General features: G+C 58.1%; 9 protein-coding genes and 1 tRNA gene. 3 read left to right on the forward strand and 7 right to left on the reverse strand.

The annotated features are described in order from the left end of the window. The first annotated feature begins 8 nt into the window (after window positions 1-8). Entirely contained in the window at window positions 9-1886 is a 1878-nt protein-coding gene (locus DMP17_RS02475) for an ATP-dependent nuclease (RefSeq protein ID WP_337827500.1), read from the forward strand. Beyond that, window positions 1846-3690: an ATP-dependent helicase gene (locus DMP17_RS02480; protein WP_337829751.1), complete on the forward strand. Its 1845-nt coding sequence runs from the start codon at window positions 1846-1848 to the stop codon at window positions 3688-3690. The genes DMP17_RS02475 and DMP17_RS02480 overlap by 41 nt, the downstream gene beginning before the upstream one ends. Window positions 3691-3798: 108 nt before the next feature. Here DMP17_RS02480 and DMP17_RS02485 read toward each other — a convergent pair. From DMP17_RS02485 to DMP17_RS02510, 6 genes are all read right to left on the reverse strand, one after another. Continuing rightward, a tRNA-Lys gene (locus DMP17_RS02485) sits at window positions 3799-3874 on the reverse strand. A gap of 115 nt (window positions 3875-3989) precedes the next feature. Then, window positions 3990-5108 (reverse strand): rod shape-determining protein RodA, encoded by a 1119-nt coding sequence (gene rodA, locus DMP17_RS02490; RefSeq protein ID WP_337827501.1) that lies wholly within the window; start codon window positions 5106-5108, stop codon window positions 3990-3992. Continuing rightward, window positions 5108-7273: a penicillin-binding protein 2 gene (mrdA, locus tag DMP17_RS02495; protein WP_337827502.1), complete on the reverse strand. Its 2166-nt coding sequence runs from the start codon at window positions 7271-7273 to the stop codon at window positions 5108-5110. Before mrdA ends, rodA begins: the two co-directional genes overlap by 1 nt. Window positions 7274-7289: 16 nt before the next feature. After that, complete coding sequence (mreD, locus tag DMP17_RS02500) at window positions 7290-7808, reverse strand: rod shape-determining protein MreD (RefSeq protein ID WP_337827503.1); 519 nt, start codon at window positions 7806-7808, stop codon at window positions 7290-7292. Between the two features lie 2 nt (window positions 7809-7810). Next, window positions 7811-8752, reverse strand: coding sequence for a rod shape-determining protein MreC (gene mreC / locus DMP17_RS02505; protein WP_337827504.1), 942 nt, complete (start codon window positions 8750-8752; stop codon window positions 7811-7813). Window positions 8753-8765: 13 nt separating this feature from the next. Next, window positions 8766-9818, reverse strand: coding sequence for a rod shape-determining protein (locus DMP17_RS02510; RefSeq protein ID WP_337827505.1), 1053 nt, complete (start codon window positions 9816-9818; stop codon window positions 8766-8768). A 203-nt stretch (window positions 9819-10021) separates the two neighbouring features. Here DMP17_RS02510 and mutL point away from each other — a divergent pair, with 203 nt between their 5' ends. Further along, the gene (mutL, locus tag DMP17_RS02515; protein ID WP_337827506.1) at window positions 10022-11845 is read left to right on the forward strand and encodes a DNA mismatch repair endonuclease MutL; all 1824 of its coding nucleotides are present in this window, start codon (window positions 10022-10024) and stop codon (window positions 11843-11845) included. A 95-nt stretch (window positions 11846-11940) separates the two neighbouring features. Here mutL and DMP17_RS02520 read toward each other — a convergent pair whose 3' ends face one another. Continuing rightward, window positions 11941-13206 (reverse strand): DUF2853 family protein, encoded by a 1266-nt coding sequence (locus DMP17_RS02520; RefSeq protein WP_337827507.1) that lies wholly within the window; start codon window positions 13204-13206, stop codon window positions 11941-11943. Window positions 13207-13231: the final 25 nt, after the last annotated feature.

The raw sequence follows: 13231 nt of genomic DNA on the forward strand, positions 1-13231 counted from the left end.
GGGGGCGAATGAGAGCTTGTCGTATCAGTATCAGTCATTTCCGCGGCATTAAGGCCGCGACAGTTTTGTTGCCTAAGCATGCTGTTCTCATCGGCGACAATAACACGGGAAAGACGACCATCCTTGAGGCGCTGGACCTCGCTCTCGGGCCCGATCGCCTCAACCGATTTCCACCGGTCGACGAGCACGACTTTTTTCAGGGACAGTACTTGGCCAAGCCGCAGATTGCGGAGAACCAAGGAGGTGATGGCCAAAACGGCGACGCGGATCACGCAGAACAAGGTGCTGCTGAATCTGCCGATGCAGCCGATCCCGAGGTGCCCCGACGCATCGAAATTGAGGTCGCAATCGCCGACCTCTCCGAAGACCAGAAGGCTCGCTTCGGGGACTATGTAGAGTTTTGGGATTCTGTCGCCGACCAGTTCTACGATGAAGCAAAACCAGAGGGAGTTGATCCCGACCATATCACAGAAGCCCTTCGAGTGACATTTCATGGTTGGTATGACCCTGATGAAGACGATTTTCAGGGGAGGACTTACTTTACACGCAGTTTGAACGAAGGTGGCAGCCCCGTTGAGTTCCGTAAGAAGGACAAGCAGGTATGCGGCTTCCTATACCTCCGATCCCTACGCACCGGTAGTCGCGCCCTGAGCCTCGAACGAGGCAGCCTCTTGGATATTATCCTTCGCTTGAAGGAAGTCCGTCCCCAAATGTGGGAGGATACGATTGACAAACTTGCGGACTTCACGGTAGCTGCCGATCCTGAGCTGGGTATCTCCGGCGTGCTGGAAAGCATTAACACGGCGCTCAAGAAATACGTGCCTAAGGAATGGGGGATTGAACCCCATCTCAAGGTTTCTAATCTCACGCGCGAGCATCTGCGAAAGGTCATTACGGCATTCATTGCCACGGGTGAAGGTAAGCACGCTGCACCATTTTATCGCCAAGGCACGGGCACGATCAACATGCTGGTGCTTGCAATGCTTTCGCAGATTGCGGCCGATAAGCAGAACGTAATCTTTGCCATGGAGGAACCAGAGACCGCGATTCCTCCCTACGCTCAGAAGCGTATCGTGCACGAGATTCGGTCGCTCGCCTCACAGGCCATTTTTACGTCACACTCGCCCTACGTCCTAGAAGAATTCGCTCTTGATGAGACGGTTGTGCTTGGCCGAAACGGTATTGGCGAATTAAGCCGGAGGCTCATCGCACTCCCCGACAATTTAAAGCTGAAGGTCTATCGGCAGGATTTTCGAACCCGGTTTTGTGAGGGACTGCTATCCCGTCGCGTTCTGATTGCTGAGGGGGAAACGGAAACCACTACCTTCCCGGTGGTATGCCGTCGATTGGCCGAATTGAATCCCACCGAATATAAGTCACTCGAAGCCCTTGGTATATGCACGCTCAATGCCGGTAGCGATACGAAGATCGCGGGCATGGCCAAACTTTTTCGCGATCTGGGCAAGCGTACTTTCGCATTGTGCGACAATCAGGATGCTGCGGGCCAGGCCCTTATCGAGGCTGAAGTTGAGATTCTTCTCATGCACGACGAAAAGGCCATCGAGAAGCTCGTCCTTAGTGGCACCACCGAGGCGGCGCTGCAAAGATTTGCAGGCACGTTGGAATGGCCGCAGCACATCATCCAAAAATATCCTGACCCAGTCGCACAAGCTTGCGATGCTCTGGCCGAGTATTTCGGTTGGGCAAAGGGCAATTGGGGACTCGCTGATTTCCTCGCGCAATGCTCTGAGGTCGAGATTCCTGAATGGTTGCGCCAAGCTTGCAAGAAATTGATGCAAGCCTGCGACCCTGCTCCAGCTGAGGAAAAAGTAGCTCCCACAGGTGATGACGCCCAACCAGAGACTGCTATTGATGGAGCTAACTGAAAAGCAGCTTGAGGTCATGGCTAGTGAAGGGCATCTGCTCGTCATTGGCGGTCCCGGTTCTGGCAAGACGACAATTTCGATCCTGAAAGCGGCTCAGATTGCGGAGCGCGTTCTTCGACCGCAGCAAAAGGTTCTGTTTCTAAGCTTTGCTCGAGCCAGTGTCGCTCGTGTCGTTGAAGCGATCGGGGAAGAACAAAATATCCCTCTTGACGCCAAACGGCGCATCGAGGTTGAGACTTACCACTCGTTTTTCTGGCGTATAATCAAGGCGCACGGCTACCTCATAGGTTTGCCACGCAGACTGAATATTCTTACGCCTCCCGCCGAAGCGATTGCGCTTTCGGCGATAAGAAGTGGTTTTGATGCTGACAGCAAACTTTCGGCGCAGGACAAAGAGAAGAAGGCAGACGCCGAAAAGGCGGAGAGACTTAGGCTCGCCGTGGATGAAGGGCTAATTTGCTTTGATCTTTTCGCACAGTTTGTTGGCGACCTTCTGCACGGAAGCGAGCGACTGAGACGGCTTTTGGCGGTCATGAATCCCGTGATCATCCTTGACGAGTTTCAAGACACTAACGCCGAGCAATGGAGTGTTGTCCGAGCAATTGGTCAATCTGCGCGTCTAATTGCTCTCGCTGATCCCGACCAGCGCATATTTGACTTCATTGGTGCGGACCCGGAGCGCCTCAATCATTTCCGTGAGGCCTTCAACTCTACGGAGATTGATTTCAGTGATGCCAACCACCGCAGCGCAGGCACGGACATTGCTAAGTTCGGTAACGCCATCCTTTCAAGCAAATTTGATCAAGAGAACTACGAAGGCATTAGCCTCAAGTTGTTTGAACCATATGCCGACCAAGCGATGACTTCACTGGTCACCTGCACCTACGCAGCACGCAAGCGGCTCGTGGACTGTGGTAAGTCCGAGTGGTCGTTGGCTATACTCGTCCCCACCAAAAAGATGTCGCGTCTCGTGTCTGACACGTTTAGAGAACCACCTGCAGGTATGCAGGCTATAACGCATAGCGCTGTGGTTGAGCTAGAGGCGGCCATCCTTGGCTCAGAAATTATCGCACATCTATTGCAGCCCGATGCGGCTACGCGCGTAGATGTCTTTCTCGATCTTCTGTGCAACTACTATAGAGGGAAGGGTGGAGATAAACCCTCCAAGAGCGCGTTGGCAGAAGCTGATCGCCTACGCAAAGCCTATGATAAGTGGTCAACAGCAATTGAAGCTGGTAAAAACCCTCCAGCTAACAGTGTCCTGCGTCCGACTTTTGAAGTCCATGATGCCGCTTGCGCGATGGTGTTGACTGGTGATCCAGACAAAGACTGGAGAGCAGTCAGACACGTGCTGGAAAATGGAAGGTGTAATCGCCTCAAAGAAGTCGGAACCGAAGTCCGAAACGTCCGTCTTTTGGAGCGTGGCACCCAACTTCGTCAGGACCTTGCTCAGGATTGGCGCGATAACGGTGCATATGTCCACGCACTCCTGATTGTTCAGCAGGCCTTCGTCCAACAACACTTCGCCGCCAGCGCCAAGCCCGAAAGCGGTGTCGTGATTATGAACATGCATAAGGCTAAGGGCAAACAGTTCGACGAGGTCATCATTTTCGAAGGATGGCCACGTATCCAGAAAAAGCAGATCGTTGCAAACTTAGATCGTATCGTTCGGAACAACGACAGGGCAGAGGTGAATGACGGCTCGCGCCAGAATTTTCGCGTGAGTGTGACCCGAGGCCGTCAGCGTATCACAATCCTTACGCCCAAGGGTGATCCTTGCGTGTTACTAGTGCCAGAGAACTAACGCTCGTTCGTATGGCCGATTGTATCAAATCGTGCTTGCATATCTGATGCCCCAGTGGGACCCCGCGCAAAGATCGCGCTGCGCTCTTGCCTCTAAGTCATTGAAAAATGGTGGACGCACTAGGGCTCGAACCTAGGACCCGCTGATTAAGAGTCAGCTGCTCTACCAACTGAGCTATGCGTCCACATGGCTGTCCGGGAGGATTGTCCCTAACAGCGAGTGGCGCGGCTATCACGGGTTGTGGGGGGATGCAACGGGTTTTTCACAAAAAGTGCATATTTGTCGAAAAACCCGCCCGTTCAGCGGAACGAGCTGGTGCGGCTGAAGCGGTTTTTGCGGTCGATCGACATGATGATGCCAAGGCAGATCATCACGGTCATCATCGCCGATCCCCCGAACGAGAAGAGCGGGAGCGGGATGCCGACGACGGGGGCGAGGCCCATCACCATCGCGATGTTGATGGCGACATAGAAGAAGATGGTCATCGACAGGCCGGACGCAGTGAGGCGGTCGAATTTGCGTTCGGCGCGTTGCCCCACGGCCAAGCCCCAGCGCGTCACATAAATGAACGCGGCGATGAGCAATACGCCGCCGATAAGGCCCCATTCTTCGGCCATGGTCGCAAAGACGAAATCGGTATGGCCTTCGGGCAAATAATCGAGATGGCTTTGTGACCCGTTAAGGAAGCCTTTGCCCGACAAACCGCCCGAACCGATGGCGATTTTGGACTGGCTGATATGGTAGCCCGCGCCGAGCGGATCGCTTTCGGGGTCGAGGAAGGTGATGACGCGCTTGCGTTGATAATCGTGGAGCAGGAAGAAATAGGAGAGCGGCGCGATAACCGCCACCGCGCCGATGCCGGTCACAAACAGCCACATTGGCAGCCCCGCCATGAACATGATGCTAAGCCCGCCCGCAGTAATCATCAGCGCGGTGCCGAGATCGGGCTGGAGCATCACAAGCGCTGCGGGGAACGCAATCATCAAGGCGGCGGGCCAGATGGCAGTCCATGTGCGGATTTGCCCGGACGGAAGCAGGTCATAAAAGCGGGCGGTCGCCAGCACGATGGCAAGCTTCATCATTTCGGACGGCTGGATACGGATAGGGCCAAGGTCAAGCCAGCGTTGGCTCCCCCCGCCAACCGCGCCCAATAGCTCTACGAGAATGAGGAGGATGAGGAAGAAACCATAAAAAGGAAAGGCGACCCGGCGCCAGAAATTAATGTCTATGCGCGCCAGCGCCAAGGCCATCACCAGAAAGACGATGAACTTTATCCCTTGGGATTGCGCCCAAGGGGTGAGGCTTCCGGCGGCGGCCGAATAGAGGACAACAAGGCCAAACAAGGCGATGCCGACGACAACAAACAGCAGCTTCCACGGGAGTTGGCGTAAGGGGGCAGGGATGAGCGAGGCGTTCATCAGGGCGCTCCTTTAGCGGGCGGCGGTGCTGCGGCTTGTGTGGCAGGCGCGGGCGTGGTCGGTGTTGCTGTGGGAGAGGGCGTTGTTGCCGGAGCCGCCTTGGGAGCCGGTTGATTGCCTTGCCGTTCCGCGCGCCTTTTGGCTTCGGCTTCGGCGCGTCCGTCATTATTGTCCGACGCTTTTTTCTCGGCCTCGACGCGCGTTTTTGTGGCTTCGTCGGCGGCGGCGGCAGGAGATTTGGGTTCGCTGCGGCTCATCGCTTCATAAGCGGCGGCTTTGCGCGCCATGCGGGTTTGCAAATCGCCGCCCCAGCCCGCTTCAAGCCCCGCCAATTTGGCCCAGGCTTTTTCCTGATCGAACAAATAGGTCAACACATCTTGGGCCACCGGCGCCGCCGCGCGCGAGCCGCCCATGCCATGCTCGATCACAACCGAGGCGGCATAGCGCGGATTATCGACCGGCGCGAAACAGACAAACAGGCCGTGGTCGCGATATTTATAGGCCGTACCAGCGCCGCCTTGGCCGCGGCTGCCGTGACGGACCTGTGCGGTTCCGGTCTTGCCGCCCATCTTGATGTCGGGGAAGGGGAGGCGCGAGCGCACCGCCGTGCCATCGCCATTGACGACCATGTCCATGCCTTGGCGCACTACGGCGAAATGTTCTTCGGGAAATGGCAGGCGTTGGATGGTCGGCGCATCGCCATTGAGCAAACGCGGCATGATGATTTTGCCTGACGCCACGCGCGCGGCCATGACCGCGAGTTGCAGCGGGCTTACCGACAGATAGCCTTGGCCGATGGCGGCGTTCAAACTGTCCGCGACAGTCCATGCCTGCTTATATTTGCGCATCTTCCATTCGCTATTCGGCACGGTGCCATAATATTGCGACGGAACGGGGAGGTCGAATTCCTGCCCTAGCCCCAGCGCGCTCGCATAGCGGGCGATGAGGTCATAGCCATAGCGCGCGCCGATGGTGTAAAAATAAGTGTTGCAGCTTTTCGCCAGCGCGCGGCGCATATTGATTGCGCCATGGACCCCGAGACAGCGGAAGGTGCGGTTGCCCAAACGATAGCCACCGCCGCAATAGATGGTCTGGTCGGGGTCAAGTCCTGCCCCAAGCGCGGCCATAGCGGCGGCCGGTTTTACCGTGGAGCCCGGCGGATAAAGGCCTTGCAGCGTTTTGTTGAGCAAGGGATTATGGTCATCCTCACGCAACATTTTCCATTCCATCCGGCCAATGCCGTCGGAAAAGCTGTTGGGGTCATAAGCGGGCATCGACACCATGGCGAGTATGTCGCCGGTGAGCAGGTCAATGACCGTGCAGCTTCCGGATTCCAGCCCCATGCGGCGCGCGGTATATTCCTGTAAGCCGCCATCAATGGTGAGGTGGACCGACGACCCCATAATATCAGGCTTGGTGCTAAGGTCGCGCACAATCTTGCCGCGCGCGGTGACTTCGCTGCGTTTCGCGCCGGGCTTACCGCGCATTTGCACGTCGAGGACTTTTTCGATGCCGTCCTTGCCGACCTTGAAGCCGGGGGTGATGAGCAGCGGATCCTTGCTCTCTTTATATTGTTCGGCGCTCGCCGCGCCGACATAGCCGACCAGATGCGCGACCGCCGCGCCGGTCGGATAATAGCGCGTAAAGCCGCGCGCAGGCGCAACGCCGGGGAGTTCGGGGAGCCGCACATTGATCGCGTCATATTGTTCTTGCGATAAGGATTGCGACACCTGGATCGGCTGGAAACCCGGCGCGTGGTCCAGCTCGCTGCGGATACGCGCAACATCTTCGGTGCCGAGCCGCAATAATTCTTGCAAGCGGGTGACGGTGGTTTCTTTGTCACGCACGCGGTCGGGGATGATGTCGACGCGCAGGTCAATGCGGTTGGTCGCAATCTCCTTGCCATGCCGGTCGACAATCCAGCCACGACGCGGCGGGATCAGCGTCATATTGACGCGGTTATTTTCCGACAAAAGATGGTAGCGTTCATTTTCGACGACCGAAATATAGGCCATACGCGCAACCAGCACGCCGCCGAACAAGGCTTGCGCGCCGCCGACAAAGATGGAGCGGCGCGTAAACACATATTGCTGGTTGGCTTCGGTCAGGATCGGTTTGGCGGTGCGCCGCCGTGATTTGCCGAATTCGAGAGGTCCAAATTTCATGCCTGTATGCGCCCGCTCAGCGGCCTAATCTAATACGGTCCAGCCACGAACAAATGCGCGCCGCGACCGGATAGAATAATATAGAAAAGAGAAGCTGGGGCAAAATCACCTGGATATGGGTGCTGCCGCCGTGGAGATTGGCGAATAAAAGCCCCATGATGATGCAGAAAACAAGCGCGACAGAGCCCAAAAACCATTCCATCCAATAATCGCGCCAGATGAAGCGTTTTTCAATCGCTTCGAACACGAGCATGATGACGGTCCACAGGAAAATGCTGCTGCCCAGCGGTTGCCCGCTCACCAGATCGTCAAAAAAGCCCAAGGGGATGCCGATCCATACCGGCCATAAATTGGGCTGGAGCAAGCGCCAGCTAATGAAGATCATCAGCCCGAAAGGCGGCATGGTCGGTGATTTGGCGATGACCGGAAGCATCGCGGGAAGCGCCGAAAAGAACAATACCGACAGGATCGGCACGCCTTTGACGCGCAACGGCGATTGCCGGTAGCCGATTTTGGTGGAGGGCGGGGTGCGCACCTTCATTGGCCTTTTTCAGCAGCTCTGGCGCGCGCTTTTTCGGCTGCGATCCGCTTTTCGGCTTCGGCGGCCATTTCCTCGGCAGTGGGCGGCGGTTTAATGTCGGCCTGATAGGCTTGCTGCACCATGATCACATCGACCTTGGCCGGGTCGGCAATCGGGCGGCCGATCGCATTGTCGGTGCCTTTGCGCAGCGCCAGCGCAACGGGGATGTTGGGACGATACATGCCGCCGCTTCCCGATGTTACGAACAGGTCGCCCGCCTTGATGTTGCTGAGCGAGGTCTGGAGCAACTGGATTTGCACCGTGCCATCGCCAAGGCCGGTGATGGTGGCGGGGAGGCCATCGCTCGCGCGGCGCACGGGGATGACGCTTTCGGCATCGGTCAGCAACAACACACGCGCGGTGGAGGGGCCGACTTCAAGCACACGCCCGACCAAGCCTTCGGGCGCGCGCACCGGTTGGCCGGACCGCACACCATGCAAAGCGCCGCCATCCAGCGTTGCAAAGCGGCGGCTGCTTGATGCGGTCGAGGTGATGAGGCGGCCGACTGTCACTGCATCGCTGCTTTCGTCGCGCAGTTTCAACAAGGCTCTCAGCCGCGCATTTTCATCGACCAGCGCCTTGGCTTCGATGATTTTATTATGCGCGGTGTCCAACTGGCGGCGCAATTCCTTATTCTGCGAGCCTGCGCGGAAATAGGCGCTGATATTTTCATCCGCAGACCCGATAGAGCCGACCACCGACGAGCTGGTGCGCGAAACCGGCGCGGTAATCTCTCTGGCAAGACCACGCAAGGCTGCAAAACCCGTCGGGTCAAACGCGGAAATCAGCACGAGCAAAAGGCCCGCCACGGCACCAGCCACAGCGATCACATAGGCTGCAAAGAGCCCATATTGCGCCTTTCGGGAATATCCCGGGCGCCGGGGGGATGGCGCCGCCATTAGCTATCGATCCTTAGGCCGATTGAAGCACACCGCGGAACAGCGGGTCTTCCAGCGCGCGACCGGTGCCGATGGCGACACAGGTCAGCGGGTCATCAGCCACGGTCACCGGAAGGCCGGTTTCATCGCGCAGCAATTCGTCCAACCCTTCGATCAATGCGCCGCCGCCGGTGAGGACAATGCCTTGGTCGACAATATCCGCCGCCAGTTCGGGCGCGGTATTTTCAAGCGCAATGCGCACACCTTCGATGATGGTGCCGATGGGTTCGGACAAGGCTTCGGCAATCTGGCCCTGATTGATCGAAATTTCCTTGGGCACGCCGTTCACAAGGTCGCGGCCTTTGATGTGGATGGTTTCGCCAATGCCGTCGGCGGGTGAGCGCGCAATGCCGAAATCTTTCTTGATGCGCTCGGCGGTGGCTTCGCCGATCAGGAGGTTATGGTGGCGACGGACATAGGAGACAATCGCTTCGTCCATCTTGTCGCCGCCGACACGCACCGAGGTGGTATAGGCAAGGCCGCGCAGCGATAGGACCGCCACTTCGGTTGTGCCGCCGCCAATATCGACCACCATCGAACCGATGGGTTCGGTGACCGGCATATCGGCGCCGATAGCGGCCGCCATCGGTTCTTCGATAAGCCATACCTGGCTTGCACCTGCATTCGATGCAGCATCGCGGATCGCGCGGCGCTCGACAGATGTCGATCCCGACGGGACGCAGATCACAATTTCGGGGAAGCTCGGAATTTTGCGCTGGCCATGCACTTTCAGGATGAAGTGCTTGATCATCTGTTCGGCGACATCAATGTCGGCAATCACGCCGTCGCGCAACGGGCGGATGGCTTCGATGGAATCAGGCGTTTTGCCCATCATCAACTTGGCGTCATCGCCAACGGCTTTGACCTTCTTGATGCCGTTCAATGTTTCAACCGCGACCACCGAAGGTTCGTTAAGGACAATGCCTTTGCCGCGTACATAAACGACCGTATTGGCCGTACCCAGATCAATCGCCATATCATGCGAGGAAAATTTGAAGAGCTTGTTGAAACTGTCAAAAGGCCACATTCGGATTCTACCCTGCTCGTCTTTGGGCCAAGGGGATAGGACCGACAAAGCCGCACCCCTTGGGAATATTATTGCTATCAACCCCGCGCAAGCACATCAATCACCTCCCGATTCGCGCGATATTTCGCCGAATTCAGGCTTTTTTCAATTTTGGCTTGGCCACGGGGTCGCAGTTCACGTCGGACTGCGCTAGGATTAACCTTATGTCAATACGCAGGCTTCCGGAAACCTTGGTGAATCGTATCGCAGCGGGCGAAGTGGTTGAAAGACCCGCCAGTGCGTTAAAGGAATTGGTCGAAAATGCGATTGATGCAGGCGCGGACCGCATCTCCGTTCGTCTTGCTAATGGTGGCATTGATCTCATCGAGGTGAGCGACAATGGATGCGGCATGACACCCGCCGATATGGCGCTTGCGCTGGAGCGGCACGCTACCTCCAAATTGCCCGATGAAGCGATTGAGAATGTGACGACTTTGGGCTTTCGCGGCGAGGCTTTGCCTTCGATTGCAAGCGTTGCAAGGCTGACGCTGGAAAGCCGCGTGGCTGGTGCGGACGGGTGGTGCCGTATCGTCGATAATGGCGAGCTTGTCAGCGAAGGCCCTGCGGCGCTTCCACCCGGAACACGGGTGCGGGTCGAAGCCTTGTTCGAGAAAATCCCTGCGCGGCGTAAATTTATGCGATCTGCGCGCTCCGAATATGCGGCGGCGCTCGATATTGTCCGCCGGCTGGCGATGGCGCGGCCCGACATTGCGTTCATGCTCGAACATGATGGCCGCGTCGCATTGCAGGTGCAGGGCGACCAGAACCGGCCGCAGCGCGTGGCCGCGCTCACTGACCGGCAATTGGCCGACAATAGTGTGGTGGTGGAGCTGGAGCGCGACGGCATCCGCTTGGGCGGGGTTGCAGGGCTTCCGACCTATAATCGCGGGGTTGCCGATCACCAATATCTGTTCGTCAACGGAAGGCCGGTCAAGGATCGCTTGCTAGTGGGGGCTTTGCGCGGGGCCTATGCCGATATGCTGGCGCGCGACCGGCATCCGGTGGTCGCATTGTTTCTCGACGTTCCCGGCGAGATGGTCGATGTCAATGTCCATCCGGCGAAAACCGAAGTGCGCTTTCGTGAACCCGGCATGGTGCGCGGGCTTATCGTCGGCGGATTGCGCGCGGCCTTGGATGCGGCGGGCTTTCGCAGCGTGCAAAGGCCTAGCCCCTCGGCGCTAGGCAATTGGCAGGTCGAAGGTGCGCGGCCCGGCTTCACCATTCCCGCGCCCGGCCTGTTCGAGCGCGCCGACCGCGCCTATACCGCGCCCAGTTATGCGCCGGTGGATACGGCAAGTTTCGGCCATAGCGTGCAGGAGCAGCCCGGTCATTTTGCAGCGATGCCCGATGATTATCTGATTACCGCGCGGGCAGAGCCTGCCACGGAGGCGGTTCCCGATGCGCAAAGCTTTCCCTTGGGGGTGGCGCGCGGACAGGTTGCGAAAACCTATATTGTTGCCGAAGCCGAAGACGGCTTGGTGATTGTCGACCAACATGCCGCGCATGAGCGGTTGGTACTCGAACGGATGCGCAAGGGCGTCGAAGGGCAGGGCGTGGCGCGTCAGGGTTTGCTGCTCCCTGAAGTCATCGAGCTTGATGAAGCCGCTTGCGACCGGCTTGAAGCGCGCGCGGATGAATTGGAAGCGTTCGGGCTGGAGATGGAACGCTTCGGGCCCGCCGCGATGCTGGTGCGCGCAACCCCTGCGCTGTTAGGGAGCGGCGATGTGTCGGGCTTGTTACAGGATTTGGCCGACGAATTGGGCGCGTTTGACGAAGCATTGAGCCTCAAGGAACGTATCGACCATGTCGCAGCGACAATGGCGTGCCACGGATCGGTGCGGGCAGGGCGGGTGCTGTCGGTGGCCGAAATGAACGCTTTGCTGCGTGAAATGGAAGTGACGCCCCATTCCGGTCAATGCAATCATGGCCGCCCGACTTGGGTCAAACTCGCGCATGGCGATATCGAGAAATTGTTCGGGCGGAAATAAGCCCGGCGTAAGCGGGGCAAAAGAAAAGGCCGGAGCATGATGCCCCGGCCTTTTCTGAATGAATATCCTGCTTTGCGCAGGCGTGTATCCGTTTCTTAACGAACCACCACTTCGACACGGCGCGCATTGGCATTGTCGGTCGTGGTATCGGTCGCCGCTTCGGGCTTCACCAGTTCGATAGAGGTTTCGGCAATACCGGCCTTGACCAGTTCCGCCTGCACCGCCTGCGCACGGTTTTTCGACAATTCGGCATTTTTGGCCGCATCGCCGCGCGGGTCGTTAAAGCCCGACACCGCAAGCTTGCTACCCGCATGGCTATCCAGATAGGTTTTGAGCGCGGTTGCACTTGCTGCGAAGGCCGGAGCCACATCGGTTTTAGCGGTGTCGAAATAGACCTTCACCACCGGCTTGCTGTCGCGCAGTTCCGACGTCACGCCAGCGCCTGCTGGGATGGTCGCCGTGCCTTCTGCAGGCGCTTTGGTGAGATCGGTGACCGGGGCGTCGGAAGCCGGGACACCGTCGCCGGTCGCCGCCGTGCCATCGGGCGTCGTCGAAGCTGTCGCCGCCGTATCGCCAACGGTTGCATCCACCGGAGCCGCCGCAGGTTGCCGGAAGAATAGCCACCACAACAAGGCAAGCAGGAGGAGCGCACCAAGCAGCCACCACAGCCAACCAAGGCCGGATTTGCTTTCTTCCTCGACATAGGCCGGTTCATGATGCACCGGCGGGCTGTCATAATTTGACGCTGCTGCCAGCGGGCGCGTGTCCGCATTGCCGCTCGAAGCCGCCGCAGCCGTTGCGCCTGCAGCTGTCGCAGCGGTCGCGCCAAGTGCAGCGGCAGGGGCCGCCGTGCTGGTGCTGGCCACCGGTTCGGGAGCAGGGGCGGGCGTTACGGGGGCTGCTTCAACTTTGGCAGCGGGTGCAACGGGTGCGGCATCCGCATCATCGGCTTTGCCCTTGGCCGAAGCGGCAAGACCTGCCGCAGCGGCGGCTCCTGCGCCAGCGGCTGCGCCTACCGCTCCGCCAACAGCGCTTGCGCCCTTGCGGAAGAAGTCCATCATGCCGAATTGTTCGAGCAACAGATAATAGACCGTTACGCGGTTTTTGAAGTTGGTGCCCTTCATCCGCTCGCCGACTGCCGCGATGCCCGCGTCAAGATCGGCATCCGATTGGGTCAGGCCTAATTTCTTTTTGAGGAAATTTTCGCGGACCCGGTCCGTTTCGGTCGAATCGGTAAAGGATACCAACGAGGAATCCTGATTATGCAGAGCGATACCGCAATATTTGACGATTGCATTGATGACTTCATCGTCGGCATTTGCCACGAATTTTTTTACGTCAGCTGCCCAATCCTGAGCCATAAGCTTCCCTCCTTCTCCTAGACAG

This window comes from Pseudonocardia sp. TMWB2A (genome assembly GCF_017312135.1).